Raw genomic sequence first — 22,583 nt, 5'->3', positions numbered from 1 at the left:
TCTTTAATCTTGGTGAAGTCAGCAAGTGGGGGGGGAGAGGGGTGAGGCGAGTGGGGGCAGTGGCGAAGAGGGGGATGCGATGGGCCTTCCTTGGCCGATCAGAGCAGCCTGCTTAAAATTCGACTTTAAACTGACGGACTTGGGTGCGCAGCTGCACCGCCAGTTCGGCAAGGTGTTCGCTCAGTTGACTGGCTTCTTGTGCTTGCTGGTTCAAACTCATCACTTGTTGATTCAGCTGCGTCACGCCAAGGCTGGTTTGTTCTGTTGCCAGATTTTGCTCGGCGGTAGCTTGAGCGATCTCGGCGTTGACCTGGGCAATATGCTGTACCGAGTGACTGATTTTTTTCAGGGCTTGATCTGAGTGGTCGGCCTGCACAACGCTCTGTGTGGCGCACTGCTGCGCTTTTTTCATCGCCTTTACTGCTGCATCCGCTTGGTTTTGCAGATCGGTGAGCTTGCGATGAATTTGATGTGTGGCTTCAGAGGTGTTACTGGATAGGCTGCGCACTTCATCAGCGACCACAGCAAAGCCACGCCCTGCATCGCCTGCACGGGCAGCTTCAATAGCCGCATTCAGTGCCAGTAAATTGGTTTGTTCGGCAATATTTTGAATGACGCCCAAGACCTGCGCGATCTGTGTCGATTCCTGATGTAGGCCGGCAATGATCTGATCCGCTTGGGTCACCAGTTGGGCCAGTTCTTGTGTGGCATCTACCCCCTTTTTCAGCGTGTTGACGCCTGCCTGACTCAAATCATCGGATTCCTGCGCCAGATCGACGGCATGGCGCGTATTCTCTGCCACTGCCTGAATATTGCCTGAGATCTGCTCTAGCGCAGAGGCCATGGCTTCTGCCTGTTCGGATTGATGGGCGCTACTTTCACTGACCAGTTGGCTGATGTCCTGCATTCTGGAAGCGTGTTTTTTCAAGCGATTGGCCTGCTGGTTGATGCCTTGAATCAACGCATGAAAGTGCACCAGCATCTGGTTAAAGGCATTGGCCGCCTCGCTGATTTCGTTCTGGCCTTGCAGCTCACAGCGTTGAGTCAGGTCGGATTCAGTGGCAACGCGCACCATGACTTGGCGCAGCTGCTTGAGTGGGCGTTGAATCGAATGCTGGATACGCCAAGCGAGCAAGAGTGAAAAGAGCACCAGCAGACTGCCGCCAACACTGTAGAGCCAGAGCATTTGTTCGGTGAGATGGCTGGCTTCGTCACTGACTTCAGCGGCCAGATCCAACTGGCTACGAATCACGGCTTCAAGAGCTGTGCCCAGCGGATGGATGGTGGACTGGATCTCATGATTCACTGTGGATTCATTGAGTACCCGCACTGTCAGGGCGTCACTCCCAAGGGGTTCGATCCAGCGTTGATAGAGCGCCAGAACCTGCTCTAATGCCGCCTGAGCTGTTTGAATCTCATCGCGTTCCGTGGTTTGGTGCTGAACAAAGTGTTGCCAATGCTCCTCTGCTCGCGCAAGGTGGGTGTTGACCTCCTCCTGCGTAGCTTGATTGCTACTCCAGCCAGTGCGATTACGCCGGATGGATTCGAGCGCTGTTTGCTCCAGCAGGCGTTGGGTCACCAAAATATCAGACAGATAAATTAAGTTATCCTGGTAAAGGCGTTCAAAGAGCCGATCCTTTTGCGCTGAGGCTGAATAGGATAGGAGCAAGACCAGCAGTAATCCACTCATCGGGATGGCACCAATAAGGAACAAGCGAGTGGACAAACGAAGGTTTTTCAGCATATTAAGCCTATGTAATGAATAGGTGAATCAAAGACATGGCAGAAGTATGCTAAAAAGAAATGACATTTTGCTGACAGGCGGGCCGAGATCAACACACAACAGATCAAGTCTGCCTTTCATCGACCGAATGCAGTAGAATTTGTGTGAGGTCGTCTTTGATTGATGCCGCTGCTCCTTAGATATTGAGCCGGTTCATTGATGGTGCCAGCATTCAGAAAAAGGCAGTCCAATGAAGAAAATCCGTTTACTTGTTGTAGATGATGCCAAGTTTATCCGTGATCTCGTGCAAAAAACGCTGCGTGCTGAATATCCTGAGTTTGAGATCCAGGAGGCAGACAATGGGCGTCGTGCGCAAAGTATTTTAAAGAATCAAAGTTTTGATCTGATTTTGTGTGACTGGGAAATGCCTGAAATGAGCGGTTTAGAGCTGCTCAAATGGATTCGATCCAATGAAGACATGCAGGATCAGTCTTTTATTATGGTCACCAGCCTTGATCAAAAAGAAAACGTCGTCGAAGCCTTGCAGGCTGGTGTGAACAACTATGTCACCAAGCCTTTTTCCGCTGAGCAGCTGATTAGCAAGATCATGAAAGAGCTGGTCCGATCAGGCAAGCTGACTCAGGCTGAGGTGAACTCCCTCGGGCGCAAGGATCGCATCGCCTCGGCCGGTGGCGCTGAGCTTTTGGCCGGTGGTTTGGCGGCTAAGCCGGTCACGGTCAAGAAGGGCCCGCGTGAGAAGGGCTTGCTGCTGCTGAATGCTGAGCAGAAGTATCCGATGCAGGTGAAGGACGTGAACCCGCGTGAAATCACCCTGCAAGTGACACGCGAGGCCAGCTTGCAGCTTGGCCAGCCGGTGTTGCTTGGATTGATGGGGGGCACAGAAGATGCGCCGTTGAAGGTGAGTGTGCGCGCTTTTGTGCTCAGTCAGCAATTGGCGGAACGTACGCCACGCAGTGAACAGCAGCTGGTGAAAGCGGTCTTTTTAAAGCAGGACCCAGAAACAGCACAGAAGTTTGATCAACTGCTGAATGCGCCTCAGGGTTAATCCAGCAAGCCAGCGATGCGCTGGGCCGGGAAATGGCAGCAGAAGCGGCTGCCTTCACCGGGTCGGCTCTCGATGGTCAGCTGGGCACCGTGGCGTAGTAAAACATGCTTGACGATGGCCAGCCCAAGCCCTGTTCCGCCAGTGCTGGTGGAGCGCCCTGGATCAACACGATAAAACCTTTCTGTTAAACGCGCTAAATGGCGCGCTTCAATGCCAGGCCCATGATCTTGCACGATCAGCTGCCCTCCTCCCTGCTCATCGTCTTCCCAATAGATCTCGATGCTGGTGCCCGCTGGGGTGTATTTGACGGCGTTGAAGACCAGATTAGAGAAGGCGCTACGCAGCTCCTTTTCAGAGCCATATAAAGGTCGATCGCTGAGGAGATGCAGCTGAATCGGGTGCTGCTGCTCTGAGAGTGCCAGGGCATCAGTGCGAATACTCTCCAGCAGAGGCCGTAGCTGTAAGGGTTCCTGCTCGTATTCGACCTCAGTTGTTTCAAGGCGCGACAGCATCAGCAGATCTTCGACCAGGTTTTCCATCCGTTTGGCCTGCTGGCCCATCAGCTTCAGGCCGCGCTGCCATTTAGGAGCAAGATCATGCAAATGATCGCTGAAGGTTTCGAGATAGCCAGATAAAACCGTCAGGGGGGTGCGTAGCTCATGCGAGACATTGGCGATAAAATCTTGCCGCATGCGTTCAAGACGCTGCATTCTGGTAAAGTCTCTGACCAACAGCAGGCGCTCATTGGCACCAAAAAGCGTAATATGAAACTCCAGCGTCCGATCATCGGCCAAAGGAGAGCGGATCACCAGTGGCTCCTGATAATGCTGCTGCTCAAAGTAATCAATAAAACGGGGTTCACGCACCAGGTGGGTAATGGGCTGCCCAAGATCACTGGGTTGGCTGAGCCCCAGTAGCTGCTCAGCAGCCTGATTCCACCATTCCAGATCCCCAGCCTTATCCAGCATCACGACGCCATCACGCAAGGCCTGACCTGAATCCTGAATGCGATCCAAAAGCTCACGCAGTTCTTGCTGCTGAGCCTGCTGTAAGCGCTGCTGATGATAAAGGCGATCCAGCACCTGCCCCCACAGACCGCTGGCCTCGGGCGGTTCTGCCTCGGGTGAAGCCAACCAGCGCATCAAGCGACTCAGCGACCAGAGATGCTGGCAGAGTAAGGCTGCCAGTGTCAGACACAGTGCCAGCCAGAGATGGCCGAGCGCCCAGCCCAGCAGACCGGCCGCCAGTAACCAGCCGCCAGTGCGTTTCAGTTCATGAGTCAAGAGAGAGCGCACTGCTAGATTTGCGTTGAAAAGCGATAGCCAGTACCGCGTACAGTTTGGATCAGCACATCATGCTCGCTGCCTAGCGCTTTGCGCAAACGACGAATATGCACATCGACTGTGCGCTCTTCGACATAGACATTGCCGCCCCAAACCTGATCGAGCAGCTGGCTACGCGTATAGGCGCGCTCTTGGTGGGTCATGAAAAATTGCAGCAGACGAAACTCGGTAGGGCCGACTTCCAATGGCTGGCCATGAGAGGTCACGCGATGGCTGATCGGATCAAGGCGCAGCCCATTCACTTCGACTGGGTCTTCGACGCCAGCGGGTGTGCTGCGTCGTAATACGGCCTTGATGCGGGCAACCAGCTCACGCGGTGAGAAGGGTTTGGTGATGTAATCATCTGCGCCTGCTTCTAGGCCTTGAATTTTGTTATCCTCTTCACTGCGTGCCGTGAGCATCATGATCGGGATTTCAGCGGTCGTCGGTTCTCTTTTCAGGCGACGCGACAGCTCAATACCGCTGGTGCCGGGCATCATCCAATCGAGTAGAATGAGGTCTGGATGGTGATCCACGATCAAACTATGGGCTTCTTGGGCATTGGCCGCTTCTAAATAGTCAAAATCGGCCATTTCAAGCGCCACAGCGAGCATTTCGCGGATAGGGGCTTCATCATCAACGATCAGAATCTTTTTTTGGCTCATACTGGCATCTCGTCATCTGTGGCTGCCAAAGTGATGGCAGATTTGATTGCATGCGTATTACAACCTGAATAAATGACACTAAGATGACAGCATAACCAGAAAATGTCGCCATTTGTTCATTGATTCACAATAAAAGTGCCCAGAAGGTGTCATTCGTTGCCTCAGCGCCTTTCGCGCCCACGTCGACGCACAACAGGCACTCTTTCAGAGGAGAAAAACCATGATCTCGCGCTTGTTCAACCTGGCCCCTGTTGTGATGGCTGGTGCTTTATGGCTACTCAGCGCATCCGTGTGGGCACAGAACACCAATGTGGAGCGTGTGGGTGAGTATGTGATCTATTACGATGTGATGCCGACTCCCTTTCTAGAGCCGCATATTGCTCAGGCCTATCAGATTACACGTAGTCGCGGTGTGGGCCTGATGCGAGTCTCTGTGGTGCGTGAGCGAGCTGATGGGCAGCGTGAGCCAGTGCAGGCGCGGGTTTCTGGTCATGCTTCCACGCTGGCCGGTCAGCTCTCCAGCTTGAATTTTCGCAACGTCCAGGCAGGACAGGAAGGCTATAGTGCCGCAGTGGCCAGCTTTCGCTATCAGCATGATGAACCCCTGCGCTTTGATTTGATGGTGCACTATGCCAATGGCCAGCCTGCACAGCGCCTGCAGTTTTTGCGGCGTTTATATATTGATTAATCAGTTTTTTTCTTCGCCGCTCAATGAAGAGATGCGGCGTTATTTTATTGATTGATTTCTTGTTGATGAGATCCCCATGCAAAAGAATGCAACTCTTGTTTTGGCCAGTGGTAATGCTGGCAAGTTGGCTGAGTTTAGCCAGATTCTGCAGCCTCTAGGTTGGCAGGTGCGTCCACAGGCGGATTTTTCTATCCCTGATGCCGATGAAACTGGCCTCACCTTTGTGGAAAATGCATTGATTAAAGCACGTCATGCTGCCCAGCTCAGTGGTTGTGCGGCGCTGGCCGATGATTCAGGTTTAGAGGTGGATGCCCTGAAGGGCGCACCGGGGATTTATTCCGCGCGCTTTGCTGGTCCTGGTGCGCAGGATGCACAGAACAATGCGCTGCTATTGGAGCGTCTGGCGGCTTATCCTGAAGCCCAACGCACAGCGCGCTATTGGTGTGTGCTGGTGTTGATGCGTCATGCTGAGGACCCAACGCCGATCATTGTGCAGCAAAGCTGGTCAGGGCGGATTCTGACGGCACCCCAAGGCACCGGCGGCTTTGGCTATGACCCGCTCTTTTGGTTGCCTGATTTACAGATGACCGCCGCTGAACTGAGTGCAGCAGAAAAGAACCGCTTATCGCATCGTGGTCGTGCGCTGCAAGCACTCCTGTCGGAGTTGCACAAGCGTGAGGGATAACCAGCTGATGCACTTGCCACCGCTCTCTCTTTATATTCATCTGCCTTGGTGTGTGCGCAAGTGCCCCTACTGTGACTTTAACTCCCATCAGCTCAAAACCAATACCTCAGGCTTGCCAAGCCTCAGCGCCGAGTTGGAGGCCAATTATGTGGCGGCACTCTTGGCTGATTTAGCCGCGGATCTGCGTGCCTGGCCGGAGTTGATTGAACGTCCTGTCATGTCGGTGTTCTTTGGTGGTGGCACTCCCAGCTTGATGTCGCCTGCTGGCTATGCGCGGCTTTTTGATGGGCTAGAGCGTCAGCTGACTTTTGATGCAGATTGTGAGGTGACGCTGGAAGCCAATCCCAGCAGTGTTGAGCAGGCGCGCTTTGAGGGCTATCGAGCGGCAGGCATTAATCGTTTGTCCATCGGTGTACAGAGTTTTCAACAGCGCCAGCTGGCGCTGCTTGGTCGAGTCCATTCGAGCGCTCAAGCCTATGAGGCGATTGCCGCGGCCCATCAGGCGGGTTTTGATCGAGTGAATATCGATTTGATGCATGGTTTGCCTGAGCAGAGTCCAGAGGGCGCTTTGGATGATTTACGCACGGCCTTGTCCCTGGCACCCAGTCATCTTTCTTGGTATCAGCTCACCTTGGAGCCGAACACTGTTTTTTATCGCCAGCCGCCCGTGCTGCCTGAAGAAGATATTCTGGTGGAGATTCAAGATGCTGGGCAGGCGCTGATTCTTGAAGCAGGCTATCAGCACTATGAGGTTTCTGCCTACGCAAAGCCAGGGCAGCAGGCGCGCCATAATCTGAACTACTGGACTTTTGGGGATTACCTTGGGCTGGGTGCGGGTGCTCATGGCAAGCTGAGTCGCTGGGATGATCAAGCCGCTGGTGGGCTGATGATTGAGCGCCGTTGGAAGACGCGTCAGCCCGAGGCCTATTTGGCTCGCCATCAGTCGTCAAATAACTTATCCACAATACTAGCTAAGGATGAGCAGGGCTTTTTAGCTGGAACAGAGCAGCTCAGTGCGGCACAACGCCCCATCGAATTTATGCTCAATGCCTTGCGTTTAGCTGAGGGGGTGCCCGCAGCGCTCTATCAGGCGCGAACGGGTCTTTCCGCTCAGGATCTGTCACCGATTTTAGACGCATTACGAGCGCGTGAACTCTGGACCACAGACCCTGAACGTCTGGCCTGTTCTCCTCTGGGCTGGCGCTTTTTAAACACAGTTCTTGAACCCTTTTTTCAAGATTAATCCACTAACTTATCCACAGGGGGTCTCGGTGGATAGGTGATCAGGAGTGACAATAATGCAACGGAAATTCAAAGCTGGCTTGATCGCGGGGCTGATGGTAGCGCTGGCGGGGTGCTCTGCAAATCAAGAGGCTGCACCGGCCTTACCTGAACTGGGTACCAACCCAGAGCGTCTCTATCTTGCTGGTCTGTCTTCTGGAGGCTATATGGCGCACCAGCTCCATCTGGCGTGGCCGGAGCAGGTGCAGGGTGTGGCGATCTTTGCGGCTGGCCCTTATGGATGTGCGCGCGGCGGATTAGTGGATGCCTTGCAGCGTTGCATGTTTATCCAGCGAGGTGCGCCTCAGGCTGCATCCAGTCTGGCGCTGATCGAAGAAGAAGCCGCTGCAGGAAATTTGGGTGATCCACAGGCCTTGGCTGGTGATCGTGTTTTCCTCTATCACGGTCTGGGTGATCGGGTTGTGCATCCGCGTGTTGGTGAAGCCCTGCAGGCAACCTATCAACAGCTGGTCGGTGATCAGCTGCTGGTGCATCAGCAGCCTCAGGCCGGACATGGTCTGCCAACCGAGTCGACTGGTGTGGCCTGCGCCGCCTCTGCTGCTCCTTACGTGAATGCTTGTGGCTTTGCAGGTGCGGCTGTGAGCCTAGCGCATCTGGATGGCGCTCCGCGTAGTGCCTCAGAACTGACCGCCAGCGTGCAGTCTTTTGATCAGCGGCCTTTTTTTGAAGACAGTCGAGGTTTGGCTGATCAAGGCTACTATTATCAGCCAGTCTCTTGCCGCGCTGATCCTCAATCCTGCGGCCTCTTGATGGTCTTGCATGGTTGTGATCAGGCCGCTGAACAGGTGGAGTTAGCATTTATTGAGCAAAGCGGCTATCTTGAAGCGGCTGAAGCACATCAGCTGGTGGTGCTCTTCCCTCAAGCGCGTAGCCGCACAGCCAACCCCAAGGCCTGCTGGGATTGGTGGGGTTTAGAATCGCGTGATTACGATACGCGCACTGGGCGGCAAATTCGGGCCTTGCAGCGTCTTTGGCAAGCGGCGCAGGCCGAGCATCATTGATCAGCTTGAGTGCTGAGCCTGCCTGGCTCTCATGGGTCGATCTGACCTAAAAAAACAGCTCAGTGGATCGGTCGACTGTATTGGCTGGATCGACTGAGCTTTTTTGTATGTAAATTACGTTATTACGCATAACAAAAAGCACTGACTTCAAGAAACGCTCGCTTTAAGACGTAATGACCTCAAGAAAGAGCGCGCTCAGGAATCAGCGGCGACAGTCGAGGCGGCGGGCGATCCTGAACGAAATAAGCGTTGATCCACCACAAAATCAAAATAGGTCGCCAGTGGCTGGGCTTCTAAATCACCCTCTGGATAAATTAGCACGCTGGCCCGCCACACCATCACTTCATCGGTACACAAGCTTAAGCGCGGAACGCCGCTAAAAAGCCCTTCGCCTTGATGGTGTAATTGGGTGCGGTTGTAACCCATATACATATCCCGGCCTTGCAGGTCGACTTCCATGATCAGCTGGGCTTGCTCAGCTGCAGACCAGCCTTCTAGCTGCACCTCAAGGGGTAGAGGCTCAAGAGGGAGGGGCTGCTCTGTCAGCAGGCGCAAGCTGAGCCGCCGTTGCTGGCCAAAATGGGTATAACAGGTCTCTGTCGGCAACTGACAGGCTTCGGCTGGATACCAGCGCGCATCAATCGCCTGCTGACCAAGATGCTCACCCAAATAAAGCAGAATTGCGAGAATACCAGCCAGTGTCAGCGCAACAAATAAAGGCAGGGGGTAGACTCTTTTTCGAATCGGGTTAGGCTCAGAAGCGCGTAGCATAAGCAACTCTCTTGATCTTCAGTTGCTAGGCATCATAACCAAAAAAGCGCAGCTTGTGCGCTCTCATTAAAGGCTGCTCACCCAGCACGAAGACACCACCTCAATCCAGTGCACAGCTTGAGGTGGTGCAGGGGCTCAGGACTGAACGACTTATACCTTAAATTTACCGATAAGCTCGCTGAGACCTGTGACTCTTTGGCGCAGTTCCTGGGTGCGCTGTTGAGAAGCATCAGCCTGGTGGCTCAGCTCATCAGAAACATGGCGAATACTCTCGGCATTGCCATTGATTTCAGTGTTGACTGCATTTTGTTCTTCAACGGCGCTCGCGATTTGTGAGGCCATATCACTGATCTGGTTGGTCGACTCGTTAATGCTTTCCAGTCTTTGCGCGGCCTGTTCGCTGCCTTTAACGCTTTCGCCTGCTTGCACATGGCAGGCCTGCATGCGTTTGACGGCATCCGAGCTGGCGACCTGCAGTGCACTGATCATTTCACGGATTTCTTCTGTTGCGGCATGGGTGCGCTGAGATAAAGAGCGCACTTCGTCGGCAACCACCGCGAAGCCACGGCCATGATCACCAGCGCGTGCGGCCTCGATGGCTGCATTCAGGGCGAGCAGGTTGGTCTGTTCTGCGACACCTTGAATGGTGACCAGTATGCCCGTGATTTCCTGCACCTGTTCATCGACTTGATTCAGCGCGGCAACGCCCTGCGAAAGCTGGTCGGCCAGATGGGTATTGGCATCACGATTTGATTTAACCAAAGCAAGCCCTTCCCCAGTGAGTTGAGCTGCCTCACCCGCGCGTGCTGCGGTGTTCTCGGCATTGCGCGCAATCTCATCAGTCGCTTGGGACATTTCACTGACCGCGCTGGCCAGCTGGGCAATCTCTTTCTGTTGCTGGCTCAGGTAGTCCAGGTTTTGCGTGACTTGGGCTGTGCTGATATCGGCATCCTGATGGATATCGTGTGTGGTTTGGGCGACCTGCGCGATCAGCTTTTGCAGTCGCTCGGTAAAGCGGTTAAAAGCTTGGCTCATACGACCAAATTCATCATGTGGATTGGCGGTCAGGCGGCGGGTCAAATCAGCATCACCTTCTGCAATGTTTTCTAGGGCTTCTGTGAGTCTGAGCAGAGGTTGCAGCTGAAGGCGAATCAGCGCTAAGAGTGCCAAGCTGCCTGCCAGAATAATGAAAGCAGAGAAGAGGGTGACGCGCCATGCCAGGCTGCTCAGGCCGGCCTCGGCTTCAGCGGCATCAACCAGCAGTAGAAAATGCCAGCCAAGATCATCAATTTTGGCACTGGCAACAATCCACTCTCGATTCTGGTAGTTGACGCGTAGCATTTCCCCCGGCTGGGGAAAGCGAGTGAGCCCTAACTGCTCGAGTCCATTGGTTTGTAAATAGCGCCCTTGCGGGTGCGCGACCACCTGTTGTTGCTGATTGAGTAGCCAGATTTCTGATGACCAGCGAAGGCTGTTATCAAGTAGCTCCTCAACAATGCGCCCAACACTGAGGTCAACCGCGATAATATGTCGCGGATTCACTTGTAGCGGCATTGCAATCGACATGACCAGTTCGCCGCTACCGGCATCATTATAAAGCGGCGTAAAAATCAGGCGGCGCTCGGCCACAGCCTGCTGATACCAAGGGCGGGTACGCGGGTCGTAGTTGTCAGGCAGGGTAATTGGGGGCTGAGACTGGACCATCTCTCCTTGCTCAGAACCTATATACGCCAGATCAAACCCGCCACCGCGACGAACCAGCGTTAAGGGTTCAGTCCAGCTGTGGCTGGTGTTGGAAAGCTGCTGAGCGGCTGCACGCACCAGATCAGCTTTACTTTCAGCCCAGGATTGCGCCTGGCTGAGGGTGAGGTGAAGATTGTTTTCGACTTCACTGGTGATGGCCTGATTCACTTCACGCTTCAGCAGATTGCCGGACAGTAAGCCCAGGAGCGTGAGGGAGGTCAGCATCAGCAGTGCCATAGAGACAAGGAGTTTATTTTGAAAAGTCAGTTTCATAGATGCTGCTCTCTTATAAAGAACGATGCCACACGGAACCTTCCCGTAGAGTGTGCGAGCAGAGGAGTGTGTCTTCAACCTCTTTCCAAAGTGGTTAGTGTACGAAAAGTGTAGGACTCCTGGTTGGGTTTGTAAAATGATGTGAAGAAAAAAATATGACTAATTTATGTTTTTTTGGGGTTGTCTTGGATCAGCGGTTGCTTGGCAGTGCATCAGCCGCATTTGAGGCGGTATAAGCTGAATCTCTAGTGAATAAGTCGTGGCTGGGCTTGCTAGCTAGTGACCGAGCCTTGCGTTGTTGGGTATAATCTGCGAACCCGATTTTTGATGTTAAAAATAATTGATCAGGCTGCCCCCGGCGAAGCTCGATTTTCCGGTTGGCCTGTAACCAGATAAAGAGGTGGTGAGAGTGGAACACAAAACAACGCGTCGCATGCTGGCTATGGCCGCAATCCTGGGTTTGGGTGGTCTGGTTGCTTTACAGGCTCAAGCAAGAACAGGCACCGCAGAAGAAATCGCAGAGCGTCTGCGTCCTGTCGGTGAACTCTGCCTGCAGGGTATGGATTGTGGTGGTGCGCCAGCGCCAGCTCCTGTTGCCAGCGCGGGTGCGCGCTCTGGTTCAGATGTCTACAACAGCATTTGTATGGCCTGTCATACCACAGGCGCTGCTGGTGCGCCGATGAAGGGCGATGTCGCGGCCTGGGCTGATCGCTTGGCGCAAGGCATGGATACCCTCTATGCACATTCGATCGATGGTTTTATTGGTAACAGTGGTGTGATGCCTGCGCGTGGCGGCAACCCAAATCTGTCCGATGATGAAGTCAAAGCAGCAGTGGATTACCTGGTTGATGCCAGCCGCTAAACAGATCTGAGCGGCAGAATAGAGCTTTCAGGTTTGTGCTGTAGTAAAAGCCCCAAGTGATACTGATTCACTCGGGGCTTTTTGTTGGGTTATTGGCAGGAGCAAATCCAGCTGGCGAGTGAAATCACTCGCTCGAAAAATCAAGAGTTGCCGAGCATGGCTTGCAGCATCGCGATACGATCTTTTTTGCGGGCCTGCTGAGCTTCAAGGCTTTCTTCAGCTGTATTTTTTAGCCCTTCCCATTGCAGGTCTTCTTGCGGCAGCTCATCTAAAAAACGACTCGGGGTGCAGTTCAGCATTTCCCCATAGGTTTTGCGCTGCTTGGCGAGGGTGAGCGTTAGCTGCTGCTGGGCGCGGGTCAGGCCGACATAGGCTAAACGCCTTTCTTCTTCGATCTGCCCCGTTTCTATGCTGTTGCGATGCGGGAGCAGGTCTTCTTCCATACCCATTAAAAAGACTTGCGGGAACTCCAATCCCTTGGAGGCATGCAGGGTCAGGAGTTGGACTTTATCAACCTCTTCTTCTTCCTGCTGCTGTTCCAGCAGATCACGCAGCACCAAACGGGCGATGGCCTCCTTGATGCCCAGGCTGGGATCATCTTCCTGCATTCTTTGCAGGGTGGTCTGTAAAGACTCAATCAGAATCCACACATTGGCGTAGCGGCGTTCGGCGATCTTGGGGCTGCTGGCATTTTGATAGAGCCAAGCCTCGTAATCCATATCGCGGATCATTTCGCCGATGGCCGCCAGTGGGTCTTCCTGCTCACAGCGCTGCATAATGCCATCTATCCATTGGGTAAAGCGGCGCAAGCGCTCTAGCTGCTGGGGTTTGAGCTGGCTTTCTAATCCCAGTTCATGACAGGCTGCAAAAAGGCTGACGCCACGCCCCTTGGCGTAGTTCGCCAGTTTTTCGAGGATGCTGGGGCCTATCTCGCGTCGTGGAAGGTTGATGATGCGCAAGAAGGCGTTGTCATCTGCTGGGTTAATCAGCAGGCGCAGGTAGGCCATGATGTCCTTGATTTCATTGCGCGCAAAAAAGCTGGTGCCGCCACTAATCTTGTAGGGAATTTGAAAGGCTTGCAGCTTGATCTCAAGCAGACGCGATTGAAAGTTGCCGCGATACAGAACGGCAAAATCCTTCCATTGCGCCTGCTGCTTGAGTTTGCGCGTCATGATTTCGGCGGCAATGCGTTCGGCTTCAGCCTCCTCATTCGCGCATTGAATGACACGAATCGGATCGCCAAAACCCAGCTGGCTCCAGAGACTCTTTTCGTGCAAATGAGGGTTGTGCGCAATCAGCTGGTTGGCGGCCTTGAGAATACGGCCGGTTGAGCGGTAGTTCTGTTCAAGCTTGATAATCTTCAGATGCGGAAAGTCATCGCTGAGCTGGGCGAGGTTTTCAGGCCGTGCTCCGCGCCAGGCATAGATCGACTGATCATCATCACCAACCACAGTAAAAGTCTGACGCAGATGGGTGAGCTGCTTGACGAGGCGATACTGGCTGGCATTGGTATCTTGATATTCATCGACCAGCAAATAGTGCAAACGATGCTGCCAGTGCTCAAGGCGCTCGGGTTGCTGCTGGAATAGCAGAACTGGCAGGCGAATTAAATCATCGAAATCGACCGCGTTGTAGGCCTTTAAGTGGCGATTGTAAGCAGCATAAACCTCTGCTGCGAGGCGATAAGACGGCTCATCTTGATGCAGCTCGGCGGCTTCTTCGGGCTCGATCAGATCATTCTTCCACTGGGAGATGGCGTGCTGCACCTGCTGGATGATCTCTGCATCCACCTGGGCGTCCTTGTGCATCAAGTCGCGAATCAACGCCTTAGCATCTTCGGTATCGAAGAGGGAAAAGCCAGACTTGTAGTCCAAATGGCGGGCTTCTTTACGAATGATCTCCAATCCCAGTGAGTGGAAGGTTGAGACAATCAGCCCCTTGGCTTCTTCACGGCTGAGCAGCTGGTTGACCCGCTCACGCATCTCCTTGGCCGCTTTATTGGTGAAGGTGACCGCGCAGATATGACGTGCCGCCATTTTTTTCTCACGTACCAGATAAGCAATTTTGCTGGTAATCACGCTGGTTTTGCCAGAGCCGGCCCCCGCCAGCACGAGCAGAGGGCTGCTGACCTGTTCCACAGCGGCACGTTGGCGATCGTTTAAGCGAGCAAGAATTTTTTCCATGGATTGAACTCAGAGGGTAGCGAACAACGGCTTGGCGACTCAGTGGCTCAGCTTGGATTGAGCTGCCCCGTTAGCTGGGCGCCAGGAAACCCCTGTTGACGCCAGGCTTCATAGACAAGCAGCGTACAGGCATTAGAGAGGTTCATGCTGCGGCTTTCTGGCAACATCGGAATGCGGATGCGCTGTTCGTGCGGCAACTGCGTGATAAACTCCTGTGGCAGGCCGCGTGTTTCTGGGCCAAAAATCAACAGATCATCTGGGTGGTAGCTGACTTGATGATAGGGCTGTGCTCCCTTGGTCGTCAGTGCCAGCACGCGGCGCGGTTGAACGCTCTCGATCAGGGCATCAAGGTGAGCATGGAGAGTGATATTGGCCCACTCGCGATAGTCCAGACCAGCACGGCGCAGGCGCTTATCGTCCAGCACAAATCCCAAGGGTTCGACCAGATGGAGATGAAAACCGGTGTTGGCGCACAGGCGCATGATATTGCCGGTGTTGGGTGGAATCTCGGGTTGATAAAGTGCGATATGGGGCATGCGATCTCGGCCTGAATTGAAGAAGGCCTAGTATAGCAGTTCTCTCATCAGGAAGCGGCGATGCGCTTTTCAGCTTTGGGGTCGTTTGTCTAGAGAAGATCTAGGGTGGCCTGTTGTCTAGAAAAATTGTTTTATCGTCTTCCCAAAGCCAATGATATTTTTTCATGAAAGGCTGTAAACAGAGCAAAGCTAGGTCTGATCATGCTTTGCCGATACACCTCTTTTTCCCCCACATCTTGTCCACAGGTTGCTCACTTGCCAAAAGGTCGAATCCACACTATCTTGTGGCCCTAAATTCAAGTACCCCCTATATATGGGGTCTTTTTTGTTTAAGTGACACCTTTCGTCAAGTCCCTTTGTCTAGAGAGTTCAATCGATATGACCCCTGTAACAAGCGAGAATCTGGCGGTGGCCAGCCAAGACCAAGACGCTTTGCATACCACTGCGCCTGGACAGTTGCGCGTGATTAAGCGCAATGGTGAACTGGCCGCCTTTGATGCGAAGAAGATTTCACTGGCGATGCGTAAAGCCTATATCGCTGTGGAAGGGGAGGGCGCTGAAGCTTCAAGCCGGATGCGTGATCTGGTTGAGCAGCTGACCCAGCAGATTGTGGATGCCTTTGTTCGTCGGACTCCAGAAGGCGGCACGCTGCATATCGAAGATATCCAGGATCAGGTTGAACTGGCGTTAATGCGTGCTGGCGAGCAGAAGGTGGCGCGGGCCTATGTTCTGTATCGTGAAGAACACGCGCGTTTGCGTGCAGCGCAACAGCAGGGTATTGCCAAACCCCACCCCACGATTACCGTCACCCATCTTGATGGTCAGCGCCGTCCGCTGGATCTGGGTCGCATCGAGACGCTGGTGCAAGAGGCCTGTGTGGGTTTGGAGCGCGTCAGTGCGAAGAAGATCGTCGACGACTCACTGAAAAACCTCTATGACGGTGTTCCTGTCGATGGAGTTGCGACCGCGCTGATGATGACTGCACGAACGCTGGTTGAAAAAGAGCCAGACTACACCTTTGTGACCGCACGCCTACTGCTCGATAACCTGCGCCGTGAGGCACTGTCTTTCCTGAAGATTGCTGATGAAGCCACTCAGCAGGAGATGCACGCCTTCTATCCTCAAGCTTTTGAAGCCTATGTGGCCAAGGGGATCGCATTTGGTCAGCTCGACCCACGTTTAGCCGAGTTTGATCTGGAGCGTCTGGGTGCGGCGCTGAATCCAGAAGCCGATAATCAGTTTACCTACCTCGGCCTGCAAACCCTCTATGATCGCTATTTCCTGCATCATGAAGATGTACGCTATGAGTTGCCGCAGGTGATGTTTATGCGTGTGGCGATGGGCTTGGCATTAAATGAGGATGACCGCGAAGCGCGCGCTATCGAGTTCTATCAACTGCTGTCAGCGTTTGATTATATGGCGTCGACCCCGACTCTGTTTAACTCAGGCACAGTACGCAGCCAGCTTTCGAGCTGCTATCTCACCACCGTACCGGATGATCTGGATGCGATCTATAACGCGATCCACGATAACGCCATGCTCTCTAAATGGGCGGGTGGTCTAGGTAATGACTGGACGCCAATTCGCGCGATGGGTTCACGCATCAAAGGCACCAATGGTAAGAGCCAAGGTGTAGTGCCCTTCCTGAAAGTGGTCAATGATACGGCCGTGGCAGTGAACCAAGGCGGTAAGCGCAAGGGCGCAGTCTGTGCGTATCTCGAAACCTGGCACTTGGATATTGAAGAGTTCCTTGAGCTGCGTAAAAACACCGGTGATGATCGTCGTCGTACCCATGATATGAACACGGCGAACTGGGTACCGGATCTCTTTATGCAGCGTGTCTTTGAGGATAAAGAATGGACCCTCTTCTCACCCAATGATGTGCCTGATTTGCACGATCTGTATGGTCTGGCGTTTAAAGAAGCCTATGAGGCTTATGAGGCGCAGGCGCAAGCAGGCGAGATCAAGCTGTTCAAGCGTATTAAAGCCGCTGATTTGTGGCGCAAGATGCTCTCAATGCTGTTTGAAACCGGCCATCCCTGGATCACCTTTAAAGATCCTTGCAACCTGCGCTCACCTCAGCAGCATGTGGGTGTGGTGCACTCTTCGAACCTGTGCACAGAAATCACGCTGAACACCAGCGCGGATGAAATCGCTGTTTGTAATCTTGGCTCGATTAACCTAGTGCGTCATATCAATGCCCAAGGTGAGCTGGATGTTGAGAAATTACAGCGCAGCGTCAAGGTCGCAGTACGGATGCTCGATAATGTCATCGATATCAACTACTACGCCGTTCCTCAGGCACGCAACTCGAATTTGAAACACCGCCCCGTTGGGCTGGGCATTATGGGCTTTCAGGATGCACTTTATAAGCTGGGTATTGCCTATGCCTCAGATGCGGGTGTGGAGTTTGCTGATCGCTCGATGGAGCTGGTGAGCTATTTTGCGATTGAAGCTTCTTCTGATCTGGCCGCTGAGCGTGGCAGCTATGAAACCTACGCTGGTTCCTTGTGGAGCCAAGGTGTCCTGCCTATCGATTCGATTGAGCGCCTGGTGGCAGAGCGTGGTGAGCAGTTTATCGAGGTGGATCGCTCCTCGACTCAAGACTGGGTCCGTCTGCGCGCTAAAGTCCAGCAGCAAGGGATGCGTAACTCCAATGTCATGGCGATTGCCCCCACGGCGACCATTTCCAATATCTGTGGCGTGTCGCAATCGATTGAGCCGACCTATCAAAACCTCTTTGTGAAGTCGAACCTGTCTGGTGAGTTCACCGTGATCAACCCCTACATGGTGCAGGATTTAAAAGCACTGGATCTGTGGGATGAGGTGATGGTCAACGATATCAAATACTACGATGGTTCCTTGCAGCCGATTGAGCGGATTCCAGAAGAGATTCGCCAGCGCTATGCCACGGCTTTTGAAATCGAACCAAAATGGTTAGTGGATGCCGCATCGCGTCGCCAGAAGTGGATCGACCAAGCGCAATCGCTGAACCTCTATATCAAGGGTGTCTCTGGCAAGAAGCTTGATGTCACCTATCGCATGGCTTGGTATCGTGGCCTGAAAACCACCTATTACCTGCGTGCACTGGGCGCGACCTCAGTTGAAAAATCAACCGTGGATCGCGGTACCTTGAATGCGGTTTCTAACCAATCCGCGCCCCAAGCGCCGCAGGAAACAGCGCCGAAAGCGCCTGTCTCTGCTGCACCTAAGGGGGTCGATGACTTCCTCAAAGGCCATAGCGCGCAGCGTGCGCCTCAGGCGGCGGAACTGGATGAGCTAGGTTGTGAGGCGTGTCAATAAAACCAGCGTGCGGCTCTTTTAAGCTGGTCGCGATCAACCTCTGATCCTCGCCCTCATCAGCGCTCGCGCCAGTTGAGGGCAGGATCATTTTATTTGAATAGACTGAATACAGCAGATGGAGTCCAAGCCATGTTAAGTTGGGATGAATACGAAGAAGAGACCCCCGTCGCGGCACCTGCTGCGGCACCTCAGAGCAAAACGGCTGCACCTGTCACTGCAGAAGCGCCTGTTGCTAAAAGCACCTATCAGGCCAAGCCACAGGGCGAGCTACACCAGCGCGCCAGTGAAGCGCTCGAAAAACTCGATGTCGCCGCCGGTCTTGAAGAGCTCGAAATGGGCGCTCAGCGCATTGAGGTCGATGACAAGCGCATGATCAACTGCCGTGCTGATTTAAACCAGCTGGTGCCCTTTAAGTATGAATGGGCTTGGCAGAAGTACTTAGATGGCACAGCCAACCACTGGATGCCACAAGAAATCAACATGACGGCAGATATCGCGCTGTGGAAAAGCCAGGATGGCCTGACCGAAGACGAACGCCTGATCGTCATGCGCTCGCTGGGTTATTTCTCGACGGCCGATTCTCTGGTCGCGAATAACCTGGTGTTGGCGATCTATCGTTTGATTACCAACCCTGAGTGCCGTCAGTATCTGCTGCGTCAGGCTTTTGAAGAAGCGATTCACACCCATGCTTACCAGTACTGTGTTGAGTCCTTGGGCATGGATGAAGGCGAAGTCTTCAATATGTACCGTGAAGTGCCCTCGGTCGCGGCTAAATCTGCTTGGAGCTTGAAGCACACCCAGTCGATCTCGGTGCCCACCTTCCAGACAGGTACGCCAGAGACAGATCAAGAGCTGCTGCGCAATATGATCGCCTTCTACGTGGTCACTGAGGGGATCTTCTTCTATTGCGGCTTTAGCCAGATCCTGTCGATGGGTCGTCGTAATAAAATGACCGGTGTGGCTGAGCAGTTCCAATACATTCTGCGCGATGAATCGATGCACCTGAATTTTGGTATCGATATGATCAACCAGATCAAGATCGAGAACCCCCACCTGTGGACCCCAGAGTTCCAGGATGAAATCACCCAGATGATTCTTGAAGGCACTCAGCTGGAGATCAACTATGCGCGCGATACGATGCCGCGGGGTGTATTGGGTATGAATGCCGGTATTATGGAAGAATATCTGCACTTTATCTGTAACCGCCGTCTGGCCCAGATCGGCCTGAAAGAGCAGTTCCCAGGTGCGACCAACCCCTTCCCATGGATGTCTGAAATCATTGACCTGCGCAAAGAGAAAAACTTCTTTGAAACCCGCGTCACTGAGTATCAGGTGGGGGGCGCGCTGAGCTGGGATTAAGCCCCCAAAGCGCTCTTGATCACACTGTGAAGCCAGCTTGGGATCAGGCTGGCTTTTTTATTGTCTCAATGAAAGTTAAGATCCATATAAGATGAAACTATGATAAATGTGCAGAAGGTTTGCGCCGAGATTCGCCTCTGGTTATCCTTGTCTGTGAATGTGCAGCCTAGGCTGAGCAAAGAGTATCTCGTGTTCTGCTAGAGATCATTGATTGACTCAAAAAAGAAAGGAAGAACATGCTAGGAAGAATAGCCTTTGCTATCCCATCTGAAACAGTGTTCCGAGTAGAGGCAGCAAGCTGGATACAGCGTTTGCTCTCTTTTTGTGTGGCTGGGGTGTTGTTGATCGGTTTGCTTCCCAATCCGGTACAGGCTGCCGCTGGAGAAACCTGGCGAGTCGCGGTGCCTGTTGCCAATTTACGTGCTGCTCCGGCGGGTAATGCGCGTTTGGTCACACAGTTACCACAAAGCACTCTGCTCACAGAATTAAGACGTGAGGGTAACTGGATTCAGGTTCGCCTGCCAGACGGTCAGGAAGCTTGGGCCCACCAGATGGTGTTGACTCAATCTGTTGAGCTCTTTGGTGTGACGTTGCTTGAGGCTGATCGTGCTCGTTTGCGAGCGGCGATTCAGGCTACAGATGTCAGGGTTGTGCGTGAAGTCGATCACTTCCCCTATGATCTTTATGACCCGTCAGGCTGGCGATCAGGCGCTACTGAAATGGCGATAGGCTACACACTACAAGAAAGCTTGTTTGCTGTAGCAGAAATCACCTTCCGCTCCGAAAATAACACTGAGCAGGTGCGTCAGATTGCGGAGCAAGTCAGTGAAGAGCTGGGGCCATGGCAAAGAGTGCAAGGGCGTCGTTCCGAAGGGCCAGTGGAGTTTGAATGGCGTCTTGGTGAGTTAACAGTCATGGTGCATCGTGGCTGGCCGGATACAACCACCTATCTCACTTATGAAGTGCCACAAAGAATGGCTATCATGCAAAGTGAGCTGCAAGCACGCTAGGGCCTTGCCTTGTACTCAGATAGGTCGCATGACATAATCCCGCAATTCATTGAGTGCGAGGAGAGTTTTGTATGGCTCTAAGAGCAAGATCGTGCACGGGCAGCGATGTCTTGTCTCGTGTTGCGAATGGCTCTGCCAAAGCGACCAACATTCAACTCATGAGAGGGATGAACACTCAGACCCATCTGTGTCTGCGGGTGTTTCCTGGCAGGTTAGCTACGTCCGCACTGAATAAAGATCCCTGACTCAGCACTCATTTGTCCCTGCTTCTGACAGGGATTTTTTGTTGCGCTGAGCAGGAACTTTTCACTCTTTTGTAGCTCTTCACTTATCTCTATTCTGATTAGGCTAGTCAAAGTTATGCAACCAAGCAAAGTGGCAGAAGATATCGCTGGTGCCTTAAAGGCCAGTAAGCAGGGTTTTATTGCCGTTGGCGTGTTCAGTTTTTTTGTCAATATTTTGATGCTGACCGCGCCGTTATACATGCTCCAGGTTTACGACCGCGTGGTGGCGAGCCGGAACCTTGAAACGCTTTTTGTACTGACCATTTTGATGCTGTTTTTGTTTAGCGTGATGGGGGTGCTGGAGTGGTTGCGCTCACGTATTCTTGTCCGTATCGGTAATCAGATGGATGGCTACTTAAGCCAGCGGGTTTATTCCGCCATGTTTGAAATGGGGATCAAAAAACCCGAGCAAAGATCAGCTCAGCCACTGAGCGATTTCACCAGTATTCGTCAGTTCCTCACTGGCAATGGTCCTTTTGCCTTCTTCGATGCGCCTTGGTTGCCTATTTATATCGCTGTGCTGTTTCTCTTCCATGCGGCCTTTGGCTGGTTTGCTATTGGTGCGGCTCTGATCCTGTTTACAGTGGCGGTACTCAACGAGCGAATGACCAAAAAACAGCTAGGTGAAGCCAATGGTGAAAACGTTCGTGCGCAGAATTTAGCGGCCAGTAATATCAAAAATGCTGAAGTGCTCCATGCCATGGGGATGTTGCCCGGCATTATGCAGCGCTGGTATCAGCAGCATCAGAAGTTTCTTGCCAAGCAGACCGAGGCCAGCGATAAAGCCGGTATTTTCTCGAACCTCTCCAAAGTTCTGCGGATGATTTTCCAGTCAGCTATTCTGGGTCTCGGTGCCTACTATGTTGTCATCAACGAAATGAGCCCTGGCATGATGATCGCGGGTTCGATTCTGCTGGGTCGCGCCTTGGCACCTATGGATTTGTTGATCAACTCATGGGCTGGTTTCAATAACGCGCGCTCAGCCTATGGACGCTTATCAGAACTGCTGACAGCTATTCCTGCACAGCAACGTAAAATGCCTTTGCCCAGCCCACAAGGTCAGGTGGATGTCGAGTCTCTGGTCGTGATTCCGCCAGGCAGCCAGCTTCCCGCCTTACGTGGTGTGCAATTTCGTGTGCAGCCAGGTGAGCATGTCGGTGTGGTTGGCCCGAGTGCCGCCGGTAAGTCGACCTTAGCACGAGCCCTACTCGGTGTTTGGCCAGCCGCCAATGGTGCTGTCAGGATTGATGGTGCTGAGGTCAATCACTATAACCGTGACGAACTGGGGCCACATATTGGCTACCTGCCTCAGGATATCGAACTCTTTGATGGCAGCATCAGCGATAATATTGCGCGCTTTGGTGAGGTGGACTCAGTCAAGGTTGTTGAAGCGGCCAAAAAGGCGGGTGTGCACGATATGATTCTGCATCTGCCGAATGCCTATGACACAGTGATTGGCAGTACTTCAGGTGCCTTATCAGGCGGTCAACGTCAACGTATTGGCCTGGCGCGTGCGCTTTATGGACAACCCAAGGTCATCGTGCTGGATGAGCCAAACTCCAATCTGGATGATGTGGGTGAACAAGCCCTTGCTCTGACACTCGAACAGCTGAGACAGGAAGGCGTGACTGTGTTTGTTGTCAGCCATCGTCCCTCGCTACTGCGTCATGTTGATAAGCTGCTGGTCCTGAAAGAAGGCCAGGTCAGCGACTATGGCAGCAGAGATGATGTGATGCGCCGTCTTGCACAGCAAAACTCGACCTCCACTACACCGGCGAATCGTTAAGCCGCTTCTCCTTTTTGAGAG

At 53.2% G+C, this 22,583-nt stretch carries 17 protein-coding genes; 10 read left to right on the top strand and 7 right to left on the bottom strand.

What is annotated here, in order from left to right; translation table 11 throughout:
- Window positions 1–112: 112 nt before the first annotated feature.
- A complete protein-coding gene (locus tag V6U78_RS03605) occupies window positions 113–1,744 on the bottom strand; it encodes a methyl-accepting chemotaxis protein (RefSeq protein ID WP_405337295.1) in 1,632 nt (543 codons plus the stop codon).
- Window positions 1,745–1,973: 229 nt separating this feature from the next.
- Here V6U78_RS03605 and V6U78_RS03600 point away from each other — a divergent pair, with 229 nt between their 5' ends.
- Entirely contained in the window at window positions 1,974–2,789 is an 816-nt protein-coding gene (locus tag V6U78_RS03600) for a response regulator (RefSeq protein ID WP_405337293.1), read from the top strand.
- Here the strand turns inward: V6U78_RS03600 and phoR are convergent.
- Both phoR and phoB read right to left on the bottom strand, forming a co-directional pair.
- Window positions 2,786–4,072 (bottom strand): phosphate regulon sensor histidine kinase PhoR, encoded by a 1,287-nt coding sequence (gene phoR / locus V6U78_RS03595; protein WP_405337291.1) that lies wholly within the window; start codon window positions 4,070–4,072, stop codon window positions 2,786–2,788. The genes V6U78_RS03600 and phoR overlap by 4 nt on opposite strands.
- A 14-nt stretch (window positions 4,073–4,086) precedes the next feature.
- Complete coding sequence (phoB, locus tag V6U78_RS03590) at window positions 4,087–4,776, bottom strand: phosphate regulon transcriptional regulator PhoB (RefSeq protein WP_405337289.1); 690 nt, start codon at window positions 4,774–4,776, stop codon at window positions 4,087–4,089.
- Between the two features lie 220 nt (window positions 4,777–4,996).
- On the opposite strand from phoB, the gene V6U78_RS03585 reads away from it, so the two are divergent.
- The 4 genes from V6U78_RS03585 (at window position 4,997) to V6U78_RS03570 (ending at window position 8,452) form a co-directional block, all read left to right on the top strand.
- On the top strand, window positions 4,997–5,464 hold the full coding sequence (locus tag V6U78_RS03585) for a DUF4426 domain-containing protein (RefSeq protein ID WP_405337287.1): 468 nt from the start codon (window positions 4,997–4,999) through the stop codon (window positions 5,462–5,464).
- Window positions 5,465–5,540: 76 nt separating this feature from the next.
- Window positions 5,541–6,149 (top strand): RdgB/HAM1 family non-canonical purine NTP pyrophosphatase, encoded by a 609-nt coding sequence (rdgB, locus tag V6U78_RS03580; RefSeq protein ID WP_405337285.1) that lies wholly within the window; start codon window positions 5,541–5,543, stop codon window positions 6,147–6,149.
- A gap of 7 nt (window positions 6,150–6,156) precedes the next feature.
- On the top strand, window positions 6,157–7,392 hold the full coding sequence (hemW, locus tag V6U78_RS03575) for a radical SAM family heme chaperone HemW (RefSeq protein WP_405337283.1): 1,236 nt from the start codon (window positions 6,157–6,159) through the stop codon (window positions 7,390–7,392).
- 55 nt (window positions 7,393–7,447) lie between these two features.
- Complete coding sequence (locus tag V6U78_RS03570; RefSeq protein ID WP_405337281.1) at window positions 7,448–8,452, top strand: extracellular catalytic domain type 2 short-chain-length polyhydroxyalkanoate depolymerase; 1,005 nt, start codon at window positions 7,448–7,450, stop codon at window positions 8,450–8,452.
- Window positions 8,453–8,647: 195 nt separating this feature from the next.
- Here the strand turns inward: V6U78_RS03570 and V6U78_RS03565 are convergent, their stop codons facing one another.
- Together V6U78_RS03565 and V6U78_RS03560 are read right to left on the bottom strand one after the other, a co-directional pair.
- Complete coding sequence (locus tag V6U78_RS03565; RefSeq protein ID WP_405337279.1) at window positions 8,648–9,223, bottom strand: hypothetical protein; 576 nt, start codon at window positions 9,221–9,223, stop codon at window positions 8,648–8,650.
- A gap of 150 nt (window positions 9,224–9,373) precedes the next feature.
- Window positions 9,374–11,239, bottom strand: a complete 1,866-nt coding sequence (locus V6U78_RS03560; protein WP_405337277.1) for a methyl-accepting chemotaxis protein — start codon at window positions 11,237–11,239, stop codon at window positions 9,374–9,376.
- A 409-nt stretch (window positions 11,240–11,648) separates the two neighbouring features.
- Between V6U78_RS03560 and V6U78_RS03555 the strand changes: the two genes are divergently transcribed.
- Window positions 11,649–12,101 carry a c-type cytochrome gene (locus tag V6U78_RS03555; RefSeq protein WP_405337275.1) on the top strand — a complete coding sequence of 151 codons (453 nt, stop codon included), beginning with the start codon at window positions 11,649–11,651 and terminating at the stop codon, window positions 12,099–12,101.
- Between the two features lie 140 nt (window positions 12,102–12,241).
- Here V6U78_RS03555 and rep read toward each other — a convergent pair whose 3' ends face one another.
- Together rep and trmL are read right to left on the bottom strand one after the other, a co-directional pair.
- Entirely contained in the window at window positions 12,242–14,284 is a 2,043-nt protein-coding gene (gene rep / locus V6U78_RS03550) for a DNA helicase Rep (RefSeq protein WP_405337273.1), read from the bottom strand.
- 47 nt (window positions 14,285–14,331) lie between these two features.
- The gene (gene trmL, locus V6U78_RS03545; RefSeq protein WP_405337271.1) at window positions 14,332–14,820 is read right to left on the bottom strand and encodes a tRNA (uridine(34)/cytosine(34)/5-carboxymethylaminomethyluridine(34)-2'-O)-methyltransferase TrmL; all 489 of its coding nucleotides are present in this window, start codon (window positions 14,818–14,820) and stop codon (window positions 14,332–14,334) included.
- 378 nt (window positions 14,821–15,198) lie between these two features.
- Between trmL and V6U78_RS03540 the strand changes: the two genes are divergently transcribed.
- The 4 genes from V6U78_RS03540 (at window position 15,199) to V6U78_RS03525 (ending at window position 22,562) form a co-directional block, all read left to right on the top strand.
- The gene (locus V6U78_RS03540) at window positions 15,199–18,123 is read left to right on the top strand and encodes a ribonucleoside-diphosphate reductase subunit alpha (RefSeq protein WP_405337269.1); all 2,925 of its coding nucleotides are present in this window, start codon (window positions 15,199–15,201) and stop codon (window positions 18,121–18,123) included.
- Between the two features lie 129 nt (window positions 18,124–18,252).
- Window positions 18,253–19,482: a ribonucleotide-diphosphate reductase subunit beta gene (locus V6U78_RS03535; protein WP_405337267.1), complete on the top strand. Its 1,230-nt coding sequence runs from the start codon at window positions 18,253–18,255 to the stop codon at window positions 19,480–19,482.
- Window positions 19,483–19,718: 236 nt separating this feature from the next.
- Window positions 19,719–20,492: an SH3 domain-containing protein gene (locus tag V6U78_RS03530; RefSeq protein ID WP_405337265.1), complete on the top strand. Its 774-nt coding sequence runs from the start codon at window positions 19,719–19,721 to the stop codon at window positions 20,490–20,492.
- A gap of 360 nt (window positions 20,493–20,852) precedes the next feature.
- Window positions 20,853–22,562, top strand: a complete 1,710-nt coding sequence (locus V6U78_RS03525; RefSeq protein WP_405337263.1) for a type I secretion system permease/ATPase — start codon at window positions 20,853–20,855, stop codon at window positions 22,560–22,562.
- Window positions 22,563–22,583 lie beyond the last annotated feature (21 nt).

Origin of the sequence: Marinospirillum alkalitolerans (genome assembly GCF_045055655.1) — a bacterium.
GTDB lineage: Bacteria > Pseudomonadota > Gammaproteobacteria > Pseudomonadales > Halomonadaceae > Marinospirillum > Marinospirillum alkalitolerans.
The sequence above is the reverse complement of the archived record's forward strand: the minus strand, read 5'-3'. Positions and strand labels throughout refer to the sequence as shown.

Bases quoted from the DNA above. Each gene is read 5' to 3' on its own strand.
- V6U78_RS03535 (WP_405337267.1), top strand. From the start codon at position 18,253: ATGTTAAGTTGGGATGAATACGAAGAAGAGACCCCCGTCGCGGCACCT.
- hemW (WP_405337283.1), top strand. From the start codon at position 6,157: ATGCACTTGCCACCGCTCTCTCTTTATATTCATCTGCCTTGGTGTGTG.
- V6U78_RS03530 (WP_405337265.1), top strand. From the start codon at position 19,719: ATGCTAGGAAGAATAGCCTTTGCTATCCCATCTGAAACAGTGTTCCGA.
- trmL (WP_405337271.1), bottom strand. From the start codon at position 14,820: ATGCCCCATATCGCACTTTATCAACCCGAGATTCCACCCAACACCGGC.
- V6U78_RS03560 (WP_405337277.1), bottom strand. From the start codon at position 11,239: ATGAAACTGACTTTTCAAAATAAACTCCTTGTCTCTATGGCACTGCTG.
- V6U78_RS03525 (WP_405337263.1), top strand. From the start codon at position 20,853: ATGCAACCAAGCAAAGTGGCAGAAGATATCGCTGGTGCCTTAAAGGCC.
- V6U78_RS03540 (WP_405337269.1), top strand. From the start codon at position 15,199: ATGACCCCTGTAACAAGCGAGAATCTGGCGGTGGCCAGCCAAGACCAA.
- rdgB (WP_405337285.1), top strand. From the start codon at position 5,541: ATGCAAAAGAATGCAACTCTTGTTTTGGCCAGTGGTAATGCTGGCAAG.
- V6U78_RS03600 (WP_405337293.1), top strand. From the start codon at position 1,974: ATGAAGAAAATCCGTTTACTTGTTGTAGATGATGCCAAGTTTATCCGT.
- phoB (WP_405337289.1), bottom strand. From the start codon at position 4,776: ATGAGCCAAAAAAAGATTCTGATCGTTGATGATGAAGCCCCTATCCGC.
- V6U78_RS03570 (WP_405337281.1), top strand. From the start codon at position 7,448: ATGCAACGGAAATTCAAAGCTGGCTTGATCGCGGGGCTGATGGTAGCG.
- V6U78_RS03605 (WP_405337295.1), bottom strand. From the start codon at position 1,744: ATGCTGAAAAACCTTCGTTTGTCCACTCGCTTGTTCCTTATTGGTGCC.
- V6U78_RS03565 (WP_405337279.1), bottom strand. From the start codon at position 9,223: ATGCTACGCGCTTCTGAGCCTAACCCGATTCGAAAAAGAGTCTACCCC.
- rep (WP_405337273.1), bottom strand. From the start codon at position 14,284: ATGGAAAAAATTCTTGCTCGCTTAAACGATCGCCAACGTGCCGCTGTG.
- V6U78_RS03585 (WP_405337287.1), top strand. From the start codon at position 4,997: ATGATCTCGCGCTTGTTCAACCTGGCCCCTGTTGTGATGGCTGGTGCT.